Genomic DNA, 23734 nt, shown 5'->3' with positions numbered 1-23734 from the left:
AGCTCTTACAGCTCGGTGGCGGAACCACCGGCGGCGGTGATCGCCTCGCGGGCGCTGCCGGAGAACTTGTTGGCGGTGACGTCGACCTTGGCGGACAGCTTGCCGTCGCCCAGAACCTTCACCAGCACGTTCTTGCGGACCAGGCCCTTGGCCACGAGCTCGTTGACACCGACGGTGCCGCCCTCGGGGAACGCCTTGGCGATGTCACCGACGTTGACCACGGCGTACTCGGTACGGAACCGGTTACGGAAGCCCTTGAGCTTCGGCAGCCGCATGTGGATGGGCATCTGCCCACCCTCGAAGGTCACGGGCACGTTCTTACGTGCCTTGGTGCCCTTGGTTCCGCGGCCCGCAGTCTTGCCCTTGGAGCCTTCACCGCGACCGACGCGGGTCTTGGCGGTCTTCGAGCCCGGAGCCGGCTTCAGATCGTGCAGCTTGATGACACTCACTTGACCTCCTCCACCTCTACCAGGTGATGAACGGCCTTGATGAGGCCACGCGTCTGAGCGTTGTCCTCACGTACGACCGACTGACGAATCTTGCGCAGACCCAGGGTCCGCAGGCTCTCGCGCTGCTTCCAGCGGGCACCGATGATGCCCCGCACCTGGGTGATCTTGAGTTCAGCCATGGTTATGCGCTTCCTTCACGCGCAGCCGCAGCGGCCAGCGCTTCGCTCTCGCGACGGGCGCGCAGCATGCCTGCCGGCGCGACGTCCTCGATGGGCAGGCCACGACGGGCCGCCACCTCTTCGGGACGCTGCAGCAGCTTGAGTGCGGCAACGGTGGCATGAACCACGTTGATCGCGTTGTCGCTGCCCAGCGACTTGGCCAGGATGTCGTGCACGCCCGCGCACTCCAGCACGGCGCGCGCGGCGCCACCGGCGATGACACCGGTACCGGCGCTGGCCGGACGCAGCATCACGACACCGGCAGCGGCTTCGCCCTGCACCGGGTGGGTGATGGTGCTGCCGATCAGCGGGACGCGGAAGAAGTTCTTGCGAGCTTCCTCGACACCCTTGGCGATGGCCGCGGGAACTTCCTTGGCCTTGCCGTAGCCGACGCCGACCATGCCCTTGCCGTCACCGACGATCACCAGGGCGGTGAAGCTGAAGCGCCGACCACCCTTGACGACCTTGGAGACGCGGTTGATGGTGACGACGCGCTCGATGTAGTTGCTCTTCTCGCGATCGTCGCGGCCGCCACGGCCACCACGGTCATCGCGGTTGCCACGCCCGCGGCCGCCGCGGTCATCGCGTCCGCCACGCTGGAAATCGGTACGGGTGCCGGCGGTGGGGGCGCCGGTGTTCGAGGCACTCGCCTCGGCACCTGAAGTCTGCTCCGCCATCATGCGGTCCTTCCGTTGTCAGTCATTTAGAACTCGAGTCCGTTCTCGCGGGCGGCGTCGGCCAGTGCCGCGATGCGGCCGCCGTAGCTGTAGCCACCACGGTCGAACACGATGGCGTCGACACCTGCGGCCTTGGCGCGCTCGGCGATCAGCTGACCGACGCGCACGCTCTGGGCCTTCTTGTCACCTTCGACGGCACGGACGTCGGCCTCGATGGACGACGCGGCGGCCACGGTGGTGCCGGTCAGGTCGTCCACCAGCTGCACGTGGATGTGCCGCGAGGAGCGGTTGACCACCAGGCGCGGCCGCTCGGCGGTACCGTGCACCTTCTTGCGCAGCCGGGCGTGGCGACGGATGCGGGCCACGCGACGGGTAGCGGAGATGTTCTGGCCCACCGGCTTACGGGCGGCGGCCTGTGTAGCTGTCTGAGCCATGGTTACTTACCTGTCTTTCCGACCTTGCGGCGGATCTGCTCACCCTCGTAGCGGATGCCCTTGCCCTTGTAGGGGTCGCTCTTCCGCAGCCGGCGGATGTTCGCCGCGATCTGGCCGACCTTCTGCTTGTCGATGCCGGTGATCGAGAACTTGGTGGGGGTCTCCACCGCGAACGTGACGCCCTCGGGGGCGGTGATCACGACGGGGTGGCTGTAGCCGAGCGCGAACTCCAGGTTGGTGCCCTTGAGCACGACGCGGTAGCCGACGCCGAAGATCTCCATCTTGGTGGTGTAGCCCTCGGTCACACCGGTCACCAGGTTGGCGATCAGCGTGCGGGACAGCCCGTGCAGCGAGCGGTTCTCCCGCTCGTCGTTCGGACGGGTGACGACGACAGCGCCGTCATCGTTACGGGAGACGTTGATCGGCTCCTTGACGTCGAGCGTCAGGGTGCCCTTGGGGCCCTTGACCGCAACGTTCTGCCCGTTGATGGTCACGTCGACACCGCTGGGGATGACGACCGGTTGCTTTCCAATACGCGACATGGTTCTGAACTCCTGTCCCGCTACCAGACGTACGCGAGGACTTCGCCGCCCACGCCCTGTCGTGATGCCTGACGATCGGTCAGCAGGCCCGAGGACGTGGAGATGATCGCCACGCCCAGGCCGCCGAGCACCTTCGGCAGGTTGGTCGATTTCGCGTAGACCCGCAGACCGGGCTTGGACACCCGTCGCAGGCCGGCGATGCTGCGCTCACGGCTGGGGCCGTACTTGAGCTGGACCACCAGAGACTTGCCCACACGGGCATCCTCGGTGCGGTAGTCGCTGATGTAGCCCTCGGACTTGAGGATCTCGGCGATGTTGGCCTTGATCTTCGAGTGGGGCAGAGTCACTTCGTCGTGATACGCCGAGTTGGCGTTGCGCAGACGCGTCAAGAAGTCTGCGATCGGATCCGTCATTGTCATGACAGCGGTGTCACCTTCCTCGCGGCGGTTCCCCTGGGCGGAAATCCCTTGGAGGCCTGCCGCGCACCTGTGTTAGGAGTTTGAATGTCTCTTCGGTTACCAGCTGGACTTCTGCACGCCGGGCAGTTCGCCCGCATGAGCCATCTCACGCAGGCAGATCCGGCACAGTCCGAACTTGCGGAAAACCGCGTGCGGGCGACCGCACCTGTTGCACCGCGTGTAGGCGCGCACCGCGAACTTGGGCTTCTTGTTGGCCTTGTTGACCAGAGCTTTCTTTGCCATCTGCTCAGTTCTCCTTGAACGGGAAACCGAGGGCCCGCAGCAGAGCACGCCCCTCGTCGTCGTTGGTCGCCGAGGTGACGACGGTGATGTCCATACCGCGGGGGCGGTCGATGGAGTCCACGTCGATCTCGTGGAACATCGACTGCTCGTTGAGCCCGAACGTGTAGTTGCCGGTGCCGTCGAACTGCTTGGCGCTCAGGCCGCGGAAGTCGCGGATACGCGGCAGCGCGATCGAGATGAGCCGGTCCAGGAACTCCCACATCCGGTCGCCACGCAGCGTGACGCGCGCGCCGATCGGCATGCCCTCGCGCAGCTTGAACTGGGCGATGGACTTGCGGGCCTTGCGGATCTCGGGCTTCTGGCCGGTGATCAGAGCCAGGTCGTTGACCGCGCCGTTGATCAGCTTGGCGTCGCGCGCGGCGTCACCGACACCCATGTTGACGACGACCTTCACCACGCCGGGGATCTGCATGACGTTGGCGTACTTGAACTCGTTGTTCAGCGCGTCCTTGATTTCCTCGCGGTAACGCTGCTTCAGCCGAGGCTGCACCTTCTCGGTGTTCTCTACCGTGGTCATATCTCTCAGAGGTCCTTGCCGTTGCTCTTGGCGATGCGGACGTTCTTGCCGGTCTCGTCGTCGCGACGGACACCGACGCGGGTCGGCTTGCCGTCGGAGTCGATGACCATCACGTTCGACACGTGGATCGGGGCTTCCTGGGTGACGATGCCGCCCGAGGACGCTCCCCGCTCGTTGGCCGAGACCGCCGTGTGCTTCTTGATGCGGTTGACGCCCTCGACGAGGACGCGTTCACGCTCGGGGTACGCCACCAGGACCTTGCCCTTGGCGCCCTTGTCCTTGCCCGAGATGACGAGCACGGTGTCGCCTTTACGGACCTTCATTTACAAAACCTCCGGAGCCAGCGAGACGATCTTCATGAAGCGCTTCTCACGCAGCTCGCGCCCGACCGGGCCGAAGATGCGGGTGCCGCGCGGATCGTTGTCGGCCTTGATGATGACGGCGGCGTTCTCGTCGAACTTGATGTAGCTGCCGTCGGCGCGGCGACGTTCCTTCACGGTGCGCACCACGACGGCCTTGACGACATCGCCACGCTTGACGTTGCCGCCGGGGATGGCGTCCTTGACGGTCGCCACGATGACATCACCGATGCCGGCGTAGCGCCGCGACGAGCCACCGAGCACACGGATGCACAAGATCTCCTTGGCGCCCGTGTTGTCGGCGACCTTGAGCCGCGATTCCTGCTGAATCACTAGATCTCCTCAGACCTGATTTTTGCGTGTGCACGCCAGAACACCGACCCGCCCGTTTCCGGGCAGGCGAATAACCTGTCGTGCGCGGTCTTCTACTTCTTGAGCTGTCGAAAGGCACGCAGGGCCACCTCCCAGAGCACAGGAGACAGCCGAGGTCTGCCCACGGCAACCCCTAGAGTCTAGGTGACAGGCAGCTTTGCACCAAATCCCGGCCTTTTCGAGGGATCTGCGGAGCCTCAGCGGCGCTCGAACTCCCTCATACCGTGCGCCTCCAGGGCCGCGGCCGCCGCCAACACTGTCACATCTGCGTGACGCCGCCCGACGATCTGCAGGCCCACCGGCGCCCCACCCGCCATACCGGCCGGAACGGAGACGGCCGGCTGACCGGTCAGATTGAACGGGAAGGTGGCCGCCAGCGCACCCCAGTGGTCCACCACTCGGCCGGCGATCTCGGTGGGCATGGGCCCGTCGGCCGCGAACGCCGGCACCGTCGTCGCGGGAGTGAGCAGGAGATCGACGGTCTCGAACGCCGCGGCCAGGTCGGCGACGAGCCGGGCACGCGCCTCATGCGCCTGCACCAGCGCTTCGATGTCCAACGCCGCCGCGGCCTCGACGTAACGCCGCACGGCCGGATGGACGTCGCGATCGTCGGCCTGCGAACCGACCTGCACGTAGGCGTCCGGTGCCGTCAAGGTGCGGAACGCGCCGCCGCAGGCCGGATCGATGGGGACGTCGGCGTCGACGCGGACGGCTCCCGTGGCGTCGAAGAACCTCTCCGCGGCCGATTCGGCGACCCTCGCCACCTCCGGATCGCACGGCCCGAGCGTCGACGTGAAGGCCACCCGCAGGGAAGTGAGATCCGTTGTCAGCAACCGCTTTTCGAAACCGTGCGGCGGCGCGGGCAGAGATGCCCGGTCATGATCGTCGACCCCGCACACACAGTCCAGGAACCGGGCGGTGTCGGCGACGGTGCGGGTCAGCACACCGTAGTGGTCGTTGTCGCCGGTGCCGCGGTGCTGCGGTCCGCGTGGAACCAGGCCGTAGGTGGCCTTGAAACCCACCAGCCCGCAGTAGGACGCCGGGATGCGCAGCGACCCGGCACCGTCGGTGCCGGTGGCCACCGGCACCATGCCGGCGGCCACGGCGGCCGCCGATCCGCCGCTGGAGCCGCCGGGGGTGAGGTCGGTGTTCCACGGATTGCGGGTGACGCCGTGCAGCGTCGAGGCGGTGTAGGAGGCTCGGCCGAACTCCGGGGAGGCGGTGACTCCGATCGGCACCGCGCCGGCCGCGATCGCGCGCGACACCAGGGTGCATGTGTGATCGGCGATCCTCTCGGCGTACAGCGTGCTGCCCATCGCGAACGGCCAGCCCGTGACTGGCTGCAGTTCCTTGACCCCCATGGGCACCCCGGCCAACGGACCGGGGTCGTCCCCGCGGGCCACGGCGCGGTCCACCTCGGCGGCCCATTCGAGTGCCCGGTCACCGTCGACGTGTACGAATGCGTTGAGCTCGGGATTGCCCGCCTCGACGAGCGCCAGGGCGTGTTCGACCGTCTCGTGCGCACTCGTCTCGCCCGAGCGGACTCGTTCCGCGGTCTCGATCAGGGTCGCGGCGCTGCCCAGGCCCACCGCGCCGTTCACAGCAGCAGCACCGATGCCACCGTGGTGGCCACCAGGAGACCGCACACCACAGGGATGAACAACCGCCGGGCCAGGTCCATCACCGAGACACCGGTGAGACCGGCGACCACGATGAGTGAGGACCAGATCACCAGCGTGCCGCCGCCGGTCCAGCTGGCCCCGTTCTGCGCGATCGCCGCCAGGGTGGCGACGTCGGCGCCCGAGCCCTCGCCCAGCGAGGCAGCCAGCGACCCGGTGAACGGCAAACCCGGCCAGCCGCTGCCGTCCAGTCCGATCACCATGCCGATCAGCAGCATGGCGAACGCGGCGAACATCGGCACCTGCGGAATGTAGGGCTCGACCGTGGCGACAGCATCCAGCAGGAACGCCGGTGCGGGTGCGTCCGGTGCGAGGCCCAGGATGGCGCCGGAGTAGTCCGACAACCCGATGTAGACGAAGCCCGCGACCGGTATCACCATCCCCATCGAGCGGAACGAGAAGGTGATTCCGTCGGTGAAATGCTGACCGACGTCGCCCAGCCAGTTCTTGCGGCTCACGAGCACGGCGATGACCACCAACGCCAGAGCGGCGGCGCCCCCGACCAGCGGCGCCCCCAGCCCTTCGTCGATATCGGGGACCAGCGTGGTGAAGCGACCCAGCAGCATGAAGGCCAACAGGGCCGCGAACAAGGTGGGCACCCCGACCGCGATGATTCGCGCCTTGGTCGACGGTGGCTGCTCTTCTGCCGAGTTCGCGGCCTCTCCCCCGGCGCCGGTGGTGCGCACGATGGTGGAGTGTGCCCGCGTGGGGACGGGATCGCCACCGCCTGCCTGGGCGGTGGCGGTGGGCCGCGGCGAATCGGCGGACGCATCGGCGACAGGGAGGGCGACGGCGGCCGCGGCCACCGGGTCGAGCATCTTGGTGCGCACGTCGCGGAAGTAGGCAAGGGTCAGGGCCACCACGCCGGCGATCAGCGCGATGATCGTGGCGCGCCCGGCGATCAGGCCGGCGGACACGTCTGCACCCTCGGCGGACAACGACGGCGCGACGCCCATGACGAGATCGGAGCTGAGCGCCATCCCCTGGCCGGCGATGGCGATCGCCAGCGCGGCACCGAACGGCGGAAGTCCGACGCGGATGGCCGCCGGGAGCAGGATCGCGGCGATCAAGGGCAGTACCGGAGTGGGCCAGAACGACAGCGACAGCAGGAACGTCACCACCGCCAGCACCACGTAGGAGATGTGGCCGTTGCGGAACAGACCCCGCAGCGGCCGGATCATCACGGTGTCCGCGCCGGCCTGGCGCACCGCCCCCAACATCGCTGTCACCAGCGCGATGATGATGAAGATGGGCAAGAGCTCGCGGGTGCCGATGATGGCCGCGTTGAACACGGCCCCCAATCCGGCGGTGACGCTGCCCGAGAACGCCAGCCCGGTCAGGAAGGTGGCGACGATTGCCGGCGCGATGACGTTCTTCTTCGCGATCACCGTGGCGATGAGCACCGCCAGGCCGAGCAGGTATGTCCAGTGGGCAATCGACACGACATCACCATCCATTCGAAAGACTGCGGTCGCCGGGTGCTGCCGTCGAGATGGGGTGCGACCGGCACGGGAGATTCACATGAGCAGTGCAGCGGTTCGGGTGTGAGCTGGCCGACATGACACGCCGGTGTCGAAAGTCTTTCCAACCGGCGAACGTTCGGCAATGCTCACAGCGCACAGGTGCCGCGGTTGCCGACTGTGCATCCTGCCCAACACCGTGACGGTCACAGCGCCGCGGCGATCAACTGCACCTCGACCGGCGCGCCGGACGGTAGCGCCGCGACGCCGATGGCACTGCGCGCCGGCAGCGCACCGGCGCCGAGGGTGGCGGTGATGGCCTCGGAGGCACCGTCGGCGACCGCCGATGCGGCGGTGAAATCCGGAGTGCAGGCCACGTAGACGGTCATCTGCAGGCACCGGATCCCCGGCGAATCGGCGGGCAGCACCGAGCGCACCGCCGCCAACGCGTTGGTGGCCGCCAGGGCGGCGGCGGCTCTTGCGGTGGGCACGTCAACCCCGGCCCCGACGGCACCGGTCACCGTGAGCACCCCGTTGCGGCGCGGTGTCATACCGGCGCTGAAGACCAACCCCGCGTGAAGCACCGCGGGCACGTAATCACCCTGCGGCGCAGGCGGTTCGGCGGGCTCAGTCGACACCTAGGGCGATTCCTTCCTGCCGTGGATCGGCCGCACCGCTGAGGATGCCGCGGTCGTCGCGCGAAATGATCTGGGCACTCCCCCCGCCGCTGAACGCCGGCTGGACCACGACGTGGTGACCGGTGGCGGCCAACTCGTCCCGGACCGGTGCGGCCAGGGGCTCCTCGACACGCAGCTCGGGATCGGCACCGAGGACGTCGGCGTCGGATCCGGGGAACACGGTGAACCGCGGCGCGGATACCGCCTCTGCCGGGTCCAGACCGTGATCGAGGAGGTGGGACAGCAGCTGCATGTTCCACTGCACCTGCCCGTCACCCCCGGGGGTGTTGCCGACGTGCAGCAGGGCACCACTGTGGTCGGTGACGATCCACGCATTGAGCGTGTGCAGCGGTTTACGCCGTGGCGCAACCTCATTCGGGTGGCCTGGTATCAGGTACGCGCCACGCGCCAGGCGGTTGTTGAGCACCACCCCGGTGCCGGGGACGGTGAACTTCGCGCCGAAGGTGAAGGCCAGTGAATGGATGAAGCTGACCGCGCGGCCGTCGGCGTCGACGGCGACCGTCGAGGTGGTGTCACCGGCACGGACGTCGACGGGGCCGCGCAGTTCGGTGCGTTCGTCGAGATCGCGGCGCTGGGCGTCGAGCCGGCCCGGTTCCAGTACGTAGCGCGCTCCGTCGTTCTGGCTGCCGCACAGTTCGAACCGGTCGGCGAAGGTCAGGCGCGCGGCGCGGGCCATCCGGTCGACTGCCGGCGCGGACAGCCACCCGTCGAATCCGATCACCCCATCGCACAACCCCGCCTGCTGCAACACCATCCAGCCCGGTGTCGGCAGCGGGGTCTGGTGGATGACGGCCCCGGCGTAGTTCCCCGCCAACGCGGGTTCCGGGGCGATTGCCGCGGTGGCGGCCCACTCGTCACCGGTGAACGGCGCGCCGCCGTTGTGCAGCGCTGACACCGCGCGTTCGGCGAACTCACCGTGGAAGAACCAGCGGGGGTCGGCGGCCAGCCGGCGGATCGTGGCGGCCAGCTCGGGCTGAGGGGTCCTGGCCCCGGTGTGCAAGGGTGCCCCGCCGCGGGTGTAGACCGAGGCCAGGCCCGCGTCGGCGCACACCGCGCTCAGTGCCAGGGCCACGTCGCCTGCGGTGCGCGCCGAACAGGGCAGTCCGCCCTCGGCGACGCGGGCCGCCGGTTCCCAGAGTTCCCCCAGCGCACGTGATGCACCGTGGGCGTGCAGCGCGGCCAAGGCGGCCGGCGCACCGGGCACCGAGACCGCCAGCGGGCCGTCCATCGGAATGACCGAAAACCCCTGTGCGCGATAGAAATCGGTGGTACCGCCGTCCGGCCCGAACCCCGAGCCGTTGATGGTCCACACCCGGCCGTCGGGCTCACGGACGACGGCGAACGCGTCGCCGCCGATACCGCACTGGCCGGGTAACGTCAGCCATGTCATGGCCGCCATCGCCAGGGTGGCGTCGATGGCGTTACCGCCCTCGGCCAGCACCCGTGCGCCGGCGAAGCTGGCAGCGGGGTGGCTGCTGCTGACCATGCCGGCTGCCGAGAGAGCCGGGGGTCGCACTGCTGCGGCGGTCATGCTTGGCGGCGCAGGCGTCGGGTGGGCCCGGCGGGCGCTTCCCCGGGCTCCAACCCCACGAATATCTCACCGTCGCGTTCCTCCACGGGGAAGGTCTTGATCGGCTCGGTGGCCGGCGGGCTGATGGGCTCCCCGGTTTCCAGGTCGAAAGCACTTCCATGACAAGAACATCCGATTCCGTCGTCGCGGAGCTTGCCCGACGACAGCAGGCAATCGAGATGGGTGCAGTAGTTGGACGTCGCGTACGCCTTGCCACGCAATCTGGCCACCGCGAACTCGTGTTCACCGGCGTGGAACCGGCGCACGATCCCCTCCGGGACCTGCCCGGATCTGGCGACCCGAACGAATTCTGTTGTGGCCTTCTGGATCTGCTCAGTCATGTCGGTGGTTCCTAGCCGGTGGGGTTGAGGTAGACGGTTTTCTCATTGAGGTAGAACTCGATCATCGACGCGCCTGCCTGCTCTTTGAAGGTCGCGGTGGACGACGCCTTGTAGCCGCCGAACGGGGCGTTCATCGCCATGCCCGTGGTGGGCTGGTTGATCTTGACCAGGCCGGTCTTGGAGCGGCGCGAGAACATCTGCGCGACGGCGAGGTCATTGGTGACGATCGCGGCCGACAGTCCGAATTCGGTGTTGTTCGCGAGGTCGACGGCATCGTCGAGCGAGGCGGCGCGCTGAACGGCGATCAGCGGCCCGAACACCTCTTCGTCGACGATCCGCATGCCGGGCTGTGCGTCGGTGAACACGGCGGGACGCACGAAGAATCCGTTGGGTCCGTCGGCGAGCTGCACCGCCGTACCGCCGCAGCGCAGGGTGGCCCCGTCATCGACACCGGCCTGCACGTAGCTGGTGAACTTGTCGAACTGGTCGGCACTGGCCAGGGCACCCATGTCGACGCCGGACCTGTCACCCGGGCCCACTGTCAGCGCCTCGGCGCGGGCCACGATGGCCTCGACAAGCGCGTCGTGATTCTCGTCGGTGACGATCACCCGGCTGGTCCCGGTGCACGCCTGCCCGGACAACCCGAACGCGCCCTTGACGATCAGGGCCGCCGCCCTGCCGGGGTCGGCGTCCGGGGCCACCACCACGGGGTTCTTGCCGCCCATTTCCAGCTGGACGCGCCGGTGCGGGCCCACCTGACTGTGGATCAGGCGCCCGACCCGGGTGGATCCGGTGAAGGTCACCGCCGCCACCCGGTCGTCGGCGGCCACCGCTGCCCCGGCCTCGCCGCCACCCTGTACCAACGCGATCACATTCGGTGGCAGCCCGCCGGCCAACAGTGCCTCGACGAGCCGCTGCCCCATCAGCGGGGTGAGCTCAGAAGGCTTGAACAGCACCGTGTTTCCCACCGCCAGAGCAGGACCGAGCTTGCGTGACGGGATGTTCAGCGGGAAGTTCCACGGGGTGATCGCACCGACGATACCCACCGGTTCGCGCATCGTGTACAGCAGCGTCTCTCCCGCCACCGGGTAGGTGGCGCCGACGGCCCGGGTTGCTTCTGCGGCGTAGTACCGCAGGTTCATCGGTGTCCGGCTGACCTCCATGGTGGCCTCGGCGACGGTCTTGCCCTCTTCGCGGACCAGTTCCCCGATCAGCTGCTCGCTGCGCGACTCCAGCTGTGCGGCAGCCGCTTCCAGAATGGCGGCGCGGCGTTCCGGTGAGGTCGCCGCCCATTCGGGGGCAGCCTTCTCCAGCATGTCCACGGCGGTACGCACATCGTCGGGCCCCGACGCCGGGAAAGTGCCGATGACATCGGTCGGGTCGGCCGGATTGCGCCGGGTGAACGTCGCACCCGACTGCGCGGGCACCCAGTTGCCCTCGAGGAAGTTCGAACCGTCGATCATGCGTGTACCTGCGCTTCCACTTCGTCGTCGTCGGCGTATACGAGATCGAACAGGTCGGTGTCCTCGTCGCACAGTGCGAGGGCGTCGAGTTCGCGGCCCAGCAGCTCCCTGGCCGCCGAGATGTCCTCGCCCCTGTCGACGGTGAAGGCTCCGCACAGCACGCCACCGTCGAAGTAGAACCCGGTGAAATCCATCCCGTCGCGGTCGCCCCGAATCGTCGGCTCCCCCGTTGCGGTGCCGACGAACTGCAGGTTCCGGTCGAACTGATCCGACCAGAACCAATGGGGATCATCGGAGATCGCATCGAAGCCGAGCATGGCGTTGGCCACCGCGACGCCTTGGCGGCTGGCGTTGTCGAAGTGCTCGACGCGGATGTGGCGGCCCGCCCGTGGCGAGTAGCGCCGGGCGGCGTCGCCGGCGGCGTAGATGTTCGGGACGGCGGTGCGGCCCACCGCGTCGACGACGATGCCGTCGTCGACCGCGAGGCCCGACGCCACGGCTGCGGCCACATTGGGTGTGATCCCGATACCGATGACCACGGCGTCGAACTCCTCGGCGCCGATCAGTACGGCGTCGGCGGTGGTGCGCACCGAGGCCACCGCGGTGCCGGTGCGCATGTCGACGCCGTTGTCGCGGTGCAGCTGGGTCATCAAGGCGCCCATGTCGGCGCCGATCACCCGGGCCAGCGGCACCTGTGCGGTTTCCAGCACCGTCACCGTGACGCCGGCGGTCGTGGCGGTCGCCGCGATCTCCAGGCCGATGAAACCGGCGCCGATGATCGCCAGCCGGCGACCCGGCGTCAGCAGCGGCGCCAGCCGCTTGGCGTCGTCGAGTGTGCGCAGGTAGTGCACCAGGTCCGGGCGTGGACCCGGTACCGGGAGGGTGCGGGGGCTGCCGCCGGTGGCGAACAGCACGGCATCCGCCGTCAGCGACGCGCCGGAGTCGAATTCCACTGCGCCGGAGGCGGTATCGACTCGCGTGACGGTGGTGCCGGTGATGATCTCGACGTCATTGTCGGCAATCCAGCTGGGCCGCAGGATCTGCAACGAGTCGTCGGTTTCGGCCCCGGCGAGAAACTCCTTGGACAGCGGCGGACGCTGATACGGCGCATACGGCTCGTCGCCCACCAGCACGATCCGCCCGTCGAACCCGCGGCGGCGCAGGTTGCGCGCGGCGACCGCGGCGGTCTGGCCGGCACCGATGGTGACGTAGGTAGGGCGGGTCATGCGCGCGCCTCCTGATTGGCGGTCATGCAGATGTAGACGGTGCCGTCGTCGTCGACGCGCACCGGGTAGGTGGGCTGGCAGAGGTCCTGGTCGGCCTCGTAGCCCGTTTCCAGTTCGAACTGCCACTGATGGCCGGGGCAGATCACCTTGCCGTGCAGCAGCGTGCCTTTGAACAGTGAACGGTCTTGGTGCACACAGAGATCGGCGAATGCGTACACCTTGCCCTCGGCCTGGAACAACGCGATGGCGGAGCCGTCGACCTCGACCCGGAGCTTGCGTCGACGGCCGAGCTCCTTGGTGGTGGCCACCGCCACCCAACCCTCAGACATGAGGTTCCCCTTCCTGCGATTTCGGCGCGCTCGTAACCGCTACGCGGTTACGAGCGCGCCGAAATCCCTAAACGGCGACGGGTTCGAGCTCGGAGGCCACGTAGGTGTCGTAGAGGCCCTTGGTGTAGGAGAAGCGCATCTCGGCGCCCCAGCGCACCATCTGCAGGCAACGCTGCTGCAGTGCCGGGGTGTCGGCGTGGTCGAGCACGATCTGGTAACCACGCTCACCGTGCACCACATCGGAAGTGATGTGCAGATCGAAGAATTCGATCTCGTCCTCGGTGAACTTGTACACCTCACGCAGCGGCACGATCTGCTTCATGTAGATGCTGGGCACCTGCGACTCCAGACCCACCACCAGGGCGGCGGTGGCGACCACGAAGTGCTCACGCTGTGAGACCGCGTAGCACCAGGACTGGAGCCCCCGGGTGATCGCGTTCATGTTGTTCGGGTCTTCGATGCGCTCCTTGGTGGTACCGCATGCCTCGCCGAACTTGATCAGCAGATCGGTGTGGCGGATGTCGGCCAGTTCCTCCTCGTACATGTTCTGCAGCGTGAAGTCCTTGGCACCGGTGAACTCATCGGGAGTGTTGGCGTAGATGTTGGCCAGGTAGTCGGCGAACGGGCCGACGTAGTGGTAGTGGTTCTCGGCCCACCGGGCGAAGTGGTGGCGCTCGAGCCGACCCTCGGCCCAGGCCTTGGAGAACGAGGCGTTCTTGGCCTCGCGGCCCTTGATGGCGTTCTCCAGTTCGGCGCGGAACTCGTCACGCCCCAGCAGTTCGGTCATCGTTGTGTCCTTCCGGGTTATATCGTTCTGGCGAAAACTGGTGTACTGAGCTGCATTCCGCGTCACTGCGGAGAACCTGCACCAGCGACGTTAGTGTCGGGTTGTCGCGTCGACCACGTACACAATCACCCGCCGGAACCGGCTTGATCGGTGATATTGCACAGGGGTCAGCGGCGTGCGACGGAAGCGGTCAGCGCCTCGAACTCGGCGAGCACCGCCGCGCCGACGGCCTTGTCCTGAGCTCCGTTGCCCCCGCTGATGCCCACGCCACCGACGATCTGGCCGTCGAAGACGAGCGGGAATCCGCCGACGAAGATGGCGAACTTGCCCGGCAGCATGTGGCTGATGCCGAAGGCTTCGTTGCCGGGCAGGGCGGGCCCGTCAGGCGCCTCGTTGAACAGGTGAGTGGCGCGCTCGTGGCCCGCCGCGGTGAAGGCTTTGGCGATCGCGATGTCCACACCGGTCAACCTGGCGCCCGGAAGGCGGTGCAGCGCAAGCACATTGCCGCCGTCGTCGCAGATGCACAGCGTCTGCTTGACGCCGATCTCCTCAGCTTTGGCGCGGCCGGCGGCCAGCAGCGGCAGTGCGTCGTCGAGAGTGATCCGGTGAATCTGGTGCATACCTCGTGCCTCGTTCTCGGTGTCGGGGACTGTGGGGGCGTTCGGCTCGGCTAGGTGCCTTGCCGAGATTTCTATCAACCCCGAAGTCGCGACGGCAGGGCCAAGATGTCCTGATTTGTGCGGCGGAGAAGGTCAAAGTGCACATAGGCTGAGTGCTGGGTTTCACGATATTCCGTTAAGGACCAGTGAACGTCGGTGTTCATGTCCCCCGCAGTGCGACGAACAGCGCAGGTGATGAAGAGAATGTCCGAACAGGAAACCGACAACGGTCGATTGACGGTCGCCGGACTGCTCGACGAGTCACTGATGGCCGGCGCCCGCGTCATCGTGGGAGCCGACCGCGTGCAGGCGGAGTTGCACTGGGTGCTGCCGTTGGCCGAGGTGCTGTCGCGGACCGATCCGCTCGACGGCATCGCCGTCTACACAAGGCCGGAGGCGCTCCTGGGCAATCACGGGGCCCTGACCGCGCTGGCGGCCCGCGGCGCCACCACTTTGCTGGTGGACGGCGCGGTCCCGGCGGAGCTGCTGCAGCCGTCGTTACCGGCCGGTCTCGTGGTCGTCGAAATGAGCTTCCCGGTCGGCTTCGCCGCGCTCAACCGGCTGCTGGCCGAGCGTGCGCTCAATCAGGAAGTGCACGTGATGCGGTACTCCACGCACGTGCACGCGTCGCTGGCCGGGCTCTTCCATCGGGGGGCAGGACTGGAGATGCTGATCCGGGAGGTGTCCAACCTGGCGCGCAACCCGGCGATGGCCCTCGACGCGCGCGGCAACGTGGTCGCCCACTGCGGGCTCGGCGATGACGCCGCGGTGTCACTCAGCGAGGAGATCGGCCCCATGCTGGCTGCGCCGCTGCCCGCAGCGCGGCGCAGCATCGGGCACGACACCCGCGTGGAAAGTGTTGCGGGACCGAACAACTGCCCGTGGACGGCGATCGCCAGCGCGATCAGGCTGGGCAAGGCCTTCGAAGGCTGGGTGATCGTGCTGGTGCCTGGGGCAGCCCCGGGCACCCACGATATGGCGCGCCACGTCGTGGTCACCGAACAGGCGACGGCGATCATCGGTTCGGAGATGCTGCGACAACACAGCGTCGACGAGGCCGAGGAGCGGGCCCGGGGCGATTTCGTGCAGGCCCTGGTGCACGGCAGCTTCTCCAGCGAGCACGATATGCGGGCGCGGGCCGAGTACCACGAGATCGACATCGACACCCGGTTCGGCGTCTACGTGGCACCGGGTGCACTACCGCAGGGCGTCGACGATCCCGCGGCCAGCATGGTGCGGCTGGCCCGGTATGCGGCCGGGGTGGCTCCCGACCCCTTGGTGCAGTCGTATGTGACGGTGATCGGTGACGTGCTGGTGGTGGTCCGCTCCCTGCGCAACGACGACGACACCCGCATGCGGGCCGAGATGACCGATTACGCGGAGGCGATGTCCGCCGAGCTACGGAAACGGCGGGGATCCCCGGTGGCCGTGGCCTACGGCCGGCCGGCCCACGGCGCCAGTGAGGTCTCCGACAGCTACCGGGAGTCGCGGGTGGCACTGGGCATCGCCCGCCGCCTCGGCCAGACCGGCGCCACCTCGTATCAACAACTGCGCAGTTTCACCGTGCTGGCCGAGGCGGCGGACACCGAACAGAGCCGGGCGCTGGTGCGCGACGTCCTGGGGCCACTGCGGAAGTCGCCGGACCTGCTGGAGACGCTGACCGGCTACCTGGCTAACGGCGGCAACGTGAATGCGACCGCACGCGTACTCAACGTCCACCGCAACACCATGCTCACCAAACTGGACCGGGTGTCGCGGTCGATCGGTCTCGACATCCGGCAGCCGGAGCACCAGTTCACCGTCTGGCTGGCCATCCGGCTGGACATGCTGTCGGACGTGCGCGCGGCCGTCGACCGGGAAGCCAGTTTCCGCTGACCCGTCGGAACCGCAGCAGTGGCGGCGTCACCCCTGCTGCACCGGCGCCGGATCCGGACCGAAGAACGATCCGAGCAGGCCGAATGCCACCACCACCGCTGCCGCGCCGAACACCAGCGGATACCCCGCGGCACCGAGTGCGATCGCCACCCAGGCCGCGCCCATCGCGGACCCGCTGAACCGGATCAGGTTGTAGAGCCCCAGACCGGTGCCCTGCGCGCCGGCGGGCGATCGGGTGGCGCCGGTGGCGGCCGGGGTCTGGACGAAGGCGATCCCGACACCGGCGAGCACCAGGACTGCCACCAGCAGCGCCAGTGGACGTCCGTCGCCCACCACCAGCGCCAACCCCACTTGACCCGCCGCCAGCAACACCAGCCCGGTGCGCAGTACGTGCCGCGGTCCCAGGGGGTCCATATAGCGCCCGACCAGCGGTCCGAGCACCACCATGGTGGCCGGCACCACCAGCAGCACCAGCCCGGCGACGGACGCGGACCGGCTTCCGTCGCCCACCAGGTACAGCGGCACCGCCAGCAGTATCGCGCCGAGGCTGAACATCATCGCGAACGCCGCCAGCGAACTGCGCACGAACCGGGCTTCGAGCACCAGACGCACCTCGACGAACGGTTCCTCGGTGCGCAGGCTGTGCCAGACGAACACCGCCAGCACCACCACCGCGGCGATCAGCACCGCCCACGCGCCCGGCCACGGAATGGACGCGATGCCCAGGATCAGCAGGCCCGAGCCGATGGTCAGCCCGGCCGCCCCCGGCAGGTCGAACCGCATCCGGGTGCCCGGATAGGCGGGAACGTGCCGAAGCGTGCCGATCAGGCCGGCCAGCGCCACGGGCACCAGGGGGACGAACACCCACCGCCAGCCCCAGGCGTCGGCGATGAACCCACCCGTCGCCGGACCGACGGCCTGGCCGATGCCGTTGACCGATGCCCACAGTCCCACCGCACGGCCGCGGCGGTCACCGGAGAACATCCACGTCAACAGTCCCATCACGGCGGGCCCGAACGCCGCGGCCACGGCACCGCCGAGACACCGCCAGGCGATCAGCACCGGCAGCGTCGGCGCGGTGGCAGCACCGATGGCGCAGATCGCCGTGCCCACCAGGGCCACGCAGTACACCCGGCGGCGGCCGAAGCGGTCACCGATCCAACCGACCAACGGCATGGTGGCGGTGAAGGTGAGCAGGAATCCGACGACGACGAACACACCGCTGCTGAGCGGGGCGTCGAAATCGGCGAGCATCGCCGGCATCGGCACATTGACGATGTTGTTGCTCAACGTTCCGACCAGCGTCCCGGACAGCAGCGCAGCCAGCCCCAGCGGAGTGCCGTCGCCGGTGGTGCCCGCATCACGGGAGCGGTTGTCGGTGTCAGTCATGTCCTAGCAACTGTCTCATCCACTATTGGTCGATGGCAGCGCCCGAGTGGGACAACATGCCCAGTGCACCACCACGATCCGGGTCACGATGACCGGTCCCCGGGATTGTCACAACGATCGATTCGCGGGTGAACCCGCTGTGAGATCGGCATATTTACCTGCATGAAACGCCCCGACACATGACCGACAAGCCCAGCGCATATTGCACATGAGGGACATCACAACGGTGTGCACTGTGTTCGTTGACCATGGGAGTCAACGAGCCGAGCATTCCACCATCAAACTGCACAGCCCACGAGCAGTTGAGACGAAAGACGTGGACGATGGACACTCAGCTCAGCGCCGCACATTGGATCTATCTCGCAGGCATCGTCGTCATCCTGATCACGATGGCGCTGCGCAAGAACATCGTGGTACCGGCCGTGACCGCCACGCTGCTCACGGCGTGGGTGTTCTCGGGCAGCATCATCACCGGACTGTCGTCGATCTTCAACGCCAGCCTGGTGGCCGCCCAGGAGTTGTTCAACATCTTCCTGATCATCGCCCTGGTCACCGCGATGCTGGGCGCGCTGCGGGAAATGGGTGCCGACCGCTTGATGGTCACGCCGTTTCGGCGGGTGATGCGCGCTGGGACAAGCAGTTTCCTCGTCCTGGCGGTGGTGACGTATGTGATCTCGCTGTTCTTCTGGCCCACTCCCGCCGTTCCCCTGGTCGGGGCGGTACTGATTCCCGTCGCCATCCGGGCGGGGCTGAGCCCGCTGTCGGTGGGCATGGTCATCGCGATCGCCGGGCAGGGTATGGCGCTGTCGTCCGACTACATCATCAAGGTGGCACCGGGCATCTCGGCCAAGGCAGCGGGCGTCGACGCCGACAGCGTGGCGGACAAGGCGTTGGTCCTGTCGTTGATCGTGGGCGCCACGGCGCTGGTGATCACCTACCTCACACAGCGCCGCACCTGGAAGACCCCCTCGCCGGATCTGCTCACCGCGTGGGAGAACCGCGCGGACAAATTGGGTCTCACCGACGGTGGCGCCTCTGCCGAAGGCCCGTCCGCCGGCGGCCCGGCACCCCAACACGATGACGTGCCTTCCGGTACCCCCGTTCCGGCCGGCTCCGACGGCCCGGTCGCGACCGCCACGATGGTGCGGACCGCGCCCGTGGCCGATCCACCGAAAACCCTGTCCGCCAGGCTCTTTGCGGCGTTGGTCCCGACCGCCTACCTGGTGTTCATCGTCTACCTGCTGCTGGGCAAGTTCACTTCCCTGGTGCCGCCGCTGCAGGGTGGGGACGCCGCGGGAATCGTCGGTGGCATCGCGGCGATGCTGCTCTTCGCCGCGTGTCTGACCAACGACAAACGCGACTTCCTGGAGAGCTCGTCACGGCACATCATCGACGGGCTGGTGTTCGCCTTCAAGGCCATGGGAATCGTGTTGCCCATCGCCGGTTTCTTCTTCATCGGCAACGGCGACTTCTCCGCGCGCATCCTGAGCCTGGGCGAGGATGCCACCGGTCCCGCGCTGCTGTTCGACCTGATCAACGCCGGTCTGTCCCACGTGGCCCCCCACCCGTTCGTGGTCGGGTTCACCGTGCTGTTCGTCGGTCTCATCGCCGGCCTGGAAGGTTCCGGGTTCAGCGGCCTGCCGCTGACCGGTTCGCTGTCCGGTGCGCTGGGCACCGCAGCCGGCATGGATCCGTCGACGCTGGCTGCCATCGGTCAGATGGGCAACATCTGGTCCGGCGGCGGCACTCTGGTGGCGTGGTCGTCGCTGGTGGCGGTGGCCGGTTTCGCCCGGGTTCCCGTTCTGACGTTGGCGCGCAAGTGTTTTCTGCCGGTGATGGCGGGGTTGGTGCTGTCCACCGTGTTCGCCATCCTGGTCTTCTGAGCTGCCGATGACGGACACCAACCGCGCGCAGACCGCGCTGACGCTCACGATCGCCCTGACCTTCGTCACCGGAATCGTCGATGCGGTCGGCTTCCTCGCCCTCGACCGGGTGTTCACGGGCAACATGACGGGCAACATCGTGATCCTGGGGATGGGTGTCGCCGGGGCCGACGATCTGCCGGTGCTGGGGCCGGCGATCGCCCTGGCCGCGTTCACGGTGGCGGCCTGGTTCGCCGGGCTCGCGCTGCGCAAACCACGCGCCACCCACCCACCCGGCTGGCATGACCGGGTGACACTGCTGCTCGCCCTGGGCGCCCTGGCCCTGGCGGTGCTGACCATGGTGGCGATCTGGGCGGGCGACGAGCCCGCCACCGCCGTGGAGATCGGCATGGCGGCCGCCACCGCCGCGGTGATGGGGTCGCAAGCGGTCGTGGCCCGTGCGGTGGCGGTGGCGGACATGACCACCGTGGTGGTGACCTCGACACTGGCCTCGCTGGCCGGCGAGACGTGGACCCGCGGGGGTCGCGGAGTGCTGTTCAATCGCAGGTTGGGGGCCATCGTGGTGATCTTCGCCGGCGCGCTGGCGGGCGCCCTGCTCCTGAAAGTCCATCTTGCGGTGCCCTTCGGGCTCGCGACGGTCCTGACCGCCACGGTGGCATGGCTGGGGCATCGGCGGCTCTCTCCCAGGGCGCTGGACACCGCCGCTGCGTGAGGCTCAGACCACGCAGCGGAATCCGATGTGGGTGGTGGCGCTGTCCTGGGATTGCGGCGAACGTGCGGCCGGACGGTACCGATGGCAGTACTCCGGCGCGCACAGATGCGACCCGCCCTTGAGGGCCTGATTGACCGCCGGATCCGGGTCCTTCGGCGGCGGGCAGCATCCCCCGCTTGCGTCGATCCGGTGGTGGCCGGTGAAGCGGGTGGTGGTCCATTCCCAGACATTGCCGATCATGTCCGCCAGCCCGAAACCGTTGGAAGGGAACGTACCCACCGGTGAGGTGCCCACCCAGCCGGCGGCGCCGTCGTTGCGGTACGGGAAGCGGCCCTGCCAGGTGTTGGCCATCAGCCGGCCGTCGAGGCGCGCGTCGTCACCCCATGCGTAGGTGGTGGTCGCCCCGGCGCGGGCCGCGTACTCCCATTCGGCTTCCGAGGGCAGCCGACGGCCGGCCCACCCGGCGTATGCCCCGGCGTCGGGATAGGCCACCTGCACCACCGGGTGATCCATCCGGTCCTCGATCGAACTGTCCGGCCCGTGCGGGTGACGCCAGGAGGCCCCCGGCGACCAGGCCCACCACTGCTGCCAGTCCCGCAGGTCGACCGGCCCCGGCGTCGGCCGGAACACCAACCCGCCGGGCACCAGGTCCGACGGCGACGCCCCGGGGTACAACGCGGGATCCAGGGGGCGTTCAGCGACGGTGACGTATCCGGTGGCATCGACGAACTCGGCGAACTGGGCGTTGGTCACGGGGTGTTGCTCGATCGCGAACGGGCCGACCGTCACGGTGTGGATCGGCGCCTCCTCGGGATAGAAGTTCGTCGATCCCATCCGGAACGTGCCGCCGGGCACCTCGATCAGTGGGCTGAGCATCCCTTCAGGGTAGGACGGCTCAGTCCTTGGCGAACGCTGCCGCCAGCGCACGCTCGGTGTCGACATAAGGACTACCCGAGATGTCGACGACCACTTTGGCGATGCTGCCGCCGCTGAACGTGAACGGCGCCTTGTACGCGCTGGTCACCGGCTGGCCGTTGTTGCGGCCCACCGCGATGCCGCCGCCGGCCAGTCCGAACACCCCGGGATGTGTCCGGACGTCCGCCCGGGTGGCCACCACTGTGTCATCGACGTACAACGACACCACCCCGAGCGGCGTGTGGCTGCCCTCGACTGTGCCCGTCCTGTCGTATCTGACCCCGAAAACATGCTTTCCCAATGGAATTGACTCAGGCGAGGACACCACCTGTTCGTCTTCGCCCATGAAGTTGTAGACGTAGTGCAGCCGCCCGTCCTGGATGTACATGGCGTGCCCGCCATGGCCGGCGCCGTGCTTGAACAACACCCCCTCGGCCCCGCTGGACTCCACCGTCAGATCCGCGAGCACAGAGTACGACTGGCCGCGCAGTTCGACCGACGCTCCGATTCCCACTTCGGCGGTTCCGGGGTAGTACTCGAAGTTCGTGCGTCCGGTCGACATCGACGGCCGGAACCGGCCCAGTGTCTCCAGCATGTTGAGATCGCCCAGCGGTAAGCCGTTGTACTTGTCGGCTTCAGCGAACCACAGTGCCTTCAGCTCCTCGAGCTTTTCGGGGTGGTCGCCAGCGAGGTCGTGGCACTGGCTGCGGTCGCGCTCGATGTGGAACAGCTCCCAGCGGTCCTGGTCGAAGTTGCCCCAGCCGGCCGGACTGGCGGCGTGCACGGTGTTGGCGAACCACCCCTTGTGCCAGATGCCGCGGGTGCCAAGCATCGTGTAGAACTGGGTGTCCTTGCCGGTCGGCAGGTCCGGATCCTTCAGCGCGGCAGCGAAACTCACCCCGTCGAGCGGTTTCTGCGCGACGCCGCCCACCGTGGCCGGAGGTGTGACGCCGAGCAGGTCGTACACCGTCGGGGTGATGTCGCTGACGCTGATGTAGGTGTCGCGAACCTCACCGTGTGCGGCAATTCCCTTGGGCCAGGAAATGATTGCCGGGTCGGCGATACCGCCTTCGTGTGAGGCGTAGCGCTTGAACAGTTTGTAGGGCGTGTTGAAGGCCATCGCCCAGCCGATCGGATAGTGGTTGTAGGTGTCCGGTCCGCCGAGTCGGTCGAAGAACCGCATACTCTCTTCGACGGTGTCGATGTAGCCGTTGAAGAATTTCACCTCGTTGACCGATCCGTTGGGCCCGCCTTCACCGCTGGCACCGTTGTCGGAGATCACCACGATGATGGTGTTGTCCAACTGCCCCGATTCCTCGAGATAGTCCAGGACTCGGCCGATCTGGGCATCGGTGTAGGACAGGAACCCGGCGAACACTTCGGCCATCCGGGTGAACAGTCGCTTCTCTTCGTCACTCAACGAGTCCCACGGACGTACGGTGTCCTGCAGCGGCCACGGCTCACCGTTGGGGCCCTGCGTCTGGGCGTACGGGTTCACCGGTGACAGTTCGGTGTCCGCGGGGACGATGCCCAGCCGCTTCTGGTTTGCCAGCACGATCTCGCGATAGGCCTCGTAGCCCATGTCGAAACGTCCGGCGTACTTGTCGGCCCACTCGGTGAAGACATGGTGCGGCGCGTGCCCGGCGCCCGGGCAGACGTAGGAGAACCACGGCTTGTCGGGTGCGATCACCTTGGCATCGCGAATGAACTCGATCGTCTTGTCCGCGAGATCCTTCGACAGGTGGTAACCGTCTTCCGGGGTGGCCGGCGGCGCGACGGGGTGGTTGTCGTAGACGAGTTCGGGATACCACTGGTCGGTTTCTCCGCCCATGAAGCCGTAGAACCGCTCGAACCCCCGCGACAACGGCCAATGTCGTTTCGTGGACGCAAGATTGGACTCTTCGAGCGGAGTCAGATGCCACTTGCCCACGCAGTAGGTGTTCCAGCCCTGTTCGGCCAGCACCTCCGGCAGCAAGGCGGTCTCGTAGGGGATCCGGCCGCTGCAGTTGGGAAAACCGTCGGTGAACTCCTCGATGGTGGCCATCCCCACCGTAGTGGGGTTACGGCCGGTCAGCAGCGCCGCCCGCGTCGGTGAACACAGCGCCGTGGTGTGGAACTGCGACAGTCGCACCCCGCGCTCGGCGATCCGATTCATGGCGGGCATCTCGACCAGGCCGCCGAAGCAGTCCCAGGTGGCGATACCGGTGTCGTCCCAGACCAGGTACAGCACATTGGGCGCGCCCTCGGGGGCCGTCGGCGCGGCAAAGGGTCCCCAGTCCGGCTCGGAATCACGGATGTCGACTTCGATCCTGCCGTTGAATTCCTTTGCCATCGTTCGTCTCGTCTCCGTCGCACCGGGGCAGTCTGCTCGACCCCGGACCTCGACCGCACAGTACACCCAAGTCGGTTTGCCGAGCGT

26 protein-coding genes are annotated in these 23734 nt (G+C 67.7%); 3 read left to right on the top strand and 23 right to left on the bottom strand.

Annotated elements, in window-relative coordinates:
* Positions 1-5 precede the first annotated feature (5 nt).
* The 20 genes from rplO to AC3A6P_RS08745 form a co-directional block, all read right to left on the bottom strand.
* Entirely contained in the window at positions 6-449 is a 444-nt protein-coding gene (rplO, locus tag AC3A6P_RS08840) for a 50S ribosomal protein L15 (protein ID WP_487690843.1), read from the bottom strand.
* Positions 446-628 carry a 50S ribosomal protein L30 gene (gene rpmD / locus AC3A6P_RS08835; protein WP_487690841.1) on the bottom strand — a complete coding sequence of 61 codons (183 nt, stop codon included), beginning with the start codon at positions 626-628 and terminating at the stop codon, positions 446-448. Before rpmD ends, rplO begins: the two co-directional genes overlap by 4 nt.
* Positions 629-630: 2 nt before the next feature.
* Positions 631-1344: a 30S ribosomal protein S5 gene (gene rpsE / locus AC3A6P_RS08830; protein ID WP_487690839.1), complete on the bottom strand. Its 714-nt coding sequence runs from the start codon at positions 1342-1344 to the stop codon at positions 631-633.
* Between the two features lie 26 nt (positions 1345-1370).
* Positions 1371-1739: a 50S ribosomal protein L18 gene (gene rplR / locus AC3A6P_RS08825; protein WP_487691443.1), complete on the bottom strand. Its 369-nt coding sequence runs from the start codon at positions 1737-1739 to the stop codon at positions 1371-1373.
* Between the two features lie 41 nt (positions 1740-1780).
* Positions 1781-2320 carry a 50S ribosomal protein L6 gene (gene rplF, locus AC3A6P_RS08820; protein ID WP_487690837.1) on the bottom strand — a complete coding sequence of 180 codons (540 nt, stop codon included), beginning with the start codon at positions 2318-2320 and terminating at the stop codon, positions 1781-1783.
* Between the two features lie 20 nt (positions 2321-2340).
* Positions 2341-2739, bottom strand: coding sequence for a 30S ribosomal protein S8 (rpsH, locus tag AC3A6P_RS08815; RefSeq protein WP_487690835.1), 399 nt, complete (start codon positions 2737-2739; stop codon positions 2341-2343).
* 96 nt (positions 2740-2835) lie between these two features.
* Entirely contained in the window at positions 2836-3021 is a 186-nt protein-coding gene (locus AC3A6P_RS08810) for a type Z 30S ribosomal protein S14 (protein WP_019510998.1), read from the bottom strand.
* A 4-nt stretch (positions 3022-3025) separates the two neighbouring features.
* Positions 3026-3598 carry a 50S ribosomal protein L5 gene (gene rplE, locus AC3A6P_RS08805; protein ID WP_487690833.1) on the bottom strand — a complete coding sequence of 191 codons (573 nt, stop codon included), beginning with the start codon at positions 3596-3598 and terminating at the stop codon, positions 3026-3028.
* Between the two features lie 5 nt (positions 3599-3603).
* Complete coding sequence (rplX, locus tag AC3A6P_RS08800; protein WP_487690831.1) at positions 3604-3921, bottom strand: 50S ribosomal protein L24; 318 nt, start codon at positions 3919-3921, stop codon at positions 3604-3606.
* Positions 3922-4290 carry a 50S ribosomal protein L14 gene (gene rplN, locus AC3A6P_RS08795; protein WP_003883432.1) on the bottom strand — a complete coding sequence of 123 codons (369 nt, stop codon included), beginning with the start codon at positions 4288-4290 and terminating at the stop codon, positions 3922-3924. It lies immediately after the preceding gene.
* Positions 4291-4526: 236 nt separating this feature from the next.
* Positions 4527-5930, bottom strand: coding sequence for an amidase (locus AC3A6P_RS08790; RefSeq protein ID WP_487690829.1), 1404 nt, complete (start codon positions 5928-5930; stop codon positions 4527-4529).
* Positions 5927-7450, bottom strand: a complete 1524-nt coding sequence (locus AC3A6P_RS08785) for a permease (protein ID WP_487690827.1) — start codon at positions 7448-7450, stop codon at positions 5927-5929. The genes AC3A6P_RS08790 and AC3A6P_RS08785 overlap by 4 nt, the downstream gene beginning before the upstream one ends.
* A 224-nt stretch (positions 7451-7674) precedes the next feature.
* Complete coding sequence (locus AC3A6P_RS08780; protein WP_487690825.1) at positions 7675-8106, bottom strand: RidA family protein; 432 nt, start codon at positions 8104-8106, stop codon at positions 7675-7677.
* Positions 8096-9697 (bottom strand): gamma-glutamyltransferase family protein, encoded by a 1602-nt coding sequence (locus AC3A6P_RS08775; RefSeq protein WP_487690823.1) that lies wholly within the window; start codon positions 9695-9697, stop codon positions 8096-8098. Before AC3A6P_RS08775 ends, AC3A6P_RS08780 begins: the two co-directional genes overlap by 11 nt.
* A complete protein-coding gene (locus tag AC3A6P_RS08770) occupies positions 9694-10077 on the bottom strand; it encodes a Rieske (2Fe-2S) protein (protein WP_487690822.1) in 384 nt (127 codons plus the stop codon). The genes AC3A6P_RS08775 and AC3A6P_RS08770 overlap by 4 nt, the downstream gene beginning before the upstream one ends.
* An 11-nt stretch (positions 10078-10088) precedes the next feature.
* The gene (locus AC3A6P_RS08765) at positions 10089-11540 is read right to left on the bottom strand and encodes an aldehyde dehydrogenase family protein (protein ID WP_487690821.1); all 1452 of its coding nucleotides are present in this window, start codon (positions 11538-11540) and stop codon (positions 10089-10091) included.
* On the bottom strand, positions 11537-12766 hold the full coding sequence (locus AC3A6P_RS08760; protein ID WP_487690819.1) for an NAD(P)/FAD-dependent oxidoreductase: 1230 nt from the start codon (positions 12764-12766) through the stop codon (positions 11537-11539). Before AC3A6P_RS08760 ends, AC3A6P_RS08765 begins: the two co-directional genes overlap by 4 nt.
* Positions 12763-13095, bottom strand: a complete 333-nt coding sequence (locus AC3A6P_RS08755) for a Rieske (2Fe-2S) protein (RefSeq protein ID WP_487690817.1) — start codon at positions 13093-13095, stop codon at positions 12763-12765. The genes AC3A6P_RS08760 and AC3A6P_RS08755 overlap by 4 nt, the downstream gene beginning before the upstream one ends.
* Positions 13096-13162: 67 nt before the next feature.
* Positions 13163-13882, bottom strand: a complete 720-nt coding sequence (locus AC3A6P_RS08750) for an iron-containing redox enzyme family protein (protein ID WP_487690815.1) — start codon at positions 13880-13882, stop codon at positions 13163-13165.
* A gap of 167 nt (positions 13883-14049) precedes the next feature.
* On the bottom strand, positions 14050-14502 hold the full coding sequence (locus AC3A6P_RS08745) for a GlcG/HbpS family heme-binding protein (RefSeq protein WP_487690813.1): 453 nt from the start codon (positions 14500-14502) through the stop codon (positions 14050-14052).
* A 243-nt stretch (positions 14503-14745) separates the two neighbouring features.
* Here AC3A6P_RS08745 and AC3A6P_RS08740 point away from each other — a divergent pair, with 243 nt between their 5' ends.
* Positions 14746-16416, top strand: a complete 1671-nt coding sequence (locus AC3A6P_RS08740; protein WP_487690811.1) for a PucR family transcriptional regulator — start codon at positions 14746-14748, stop codon at positions 16414-16416.
* A gap of 27 nt (positions 16417-16443) precedes the next feature.
* Here AC3A6P_RS08740 and AC3A6P_RS08735 read toward each other — a convergent pair whose 3' ends face one another.
* Positions 16444-17805, bottom strand: coding sequence for an MFS transporter (locus AC3A6P_RS08735; RefSeq protein ID WP_487690810.1), 1362 nt, complete (start codon positions 17803-17805; stop codon positions 16444-16446).
* Positions 17806-18128: 323 nt separating this feature from the next.
* Here AC3A6P_RS08735 and AC3A6P_RS08730 point away from each other — a divergent pair, with 323 nt between their 5' ends.
* Positions 18129-19688 (top strand): hypothetical protein, encoded by a 1560-nt coding sequence (locus AC3A6P_RS08730; RefSeq protein WP_487690809.1) that lies wholly within the window; start codon positions 18129-18131, stop codon positions 19686-19688.
* A gap of 7 nt (positions 19689-19695) precedes the next feature.
* On the top strand, positions 19696-20400 hold the full coding sequence (locus AC3A6P_RS08725; RefSeq protein WP_487690807.1) for a YoaK family protein: 705 nt from the start codon (positions 19696-19698) through the stop codon (positions 20398-20400).
* Positions 20401-20403: 3 nt separating this feature from the next.
* Here the strand turns inward: AC3A6P_RS08725 and AC3A6P_RS08720 are convergent, their stop codons facing one another.
* Both AC3A6P_RS08720 and AC3A6P_RS08715 read right to left on the bottom strand, forming a co-directional pair.
* Positions 20404-21276: a formylglycine-generating enzyme family protein gene (locus AC3A6P_RS08720; protein ID WP_487690806.1), complete on the bottom strand. Its 873-nt coding sequence runs from the start codon at positions 21274-21276 to the stop codon at positions 20404-20406.
* Between the two features lie 19 nt (positions 21277-21295).
* Entirely contained in the window at positions 21296-23647 is a 2352-nt protein-coding gene (locus AC3A6P_RS08715; protein ID WP_487690804.1) for an arylsulfatase, read from the bottom strand.
* Positions 23648-23734: the final 87 nt, after the last annotated feature.

Source organism: Mycobacterium sp. Soil_C_30, assembly GCF_057656995.1.
Note: the sequence above shows the minus strand (reverse complement) of the source record. Positions and strands in the feature narration are given on the sequence as shown.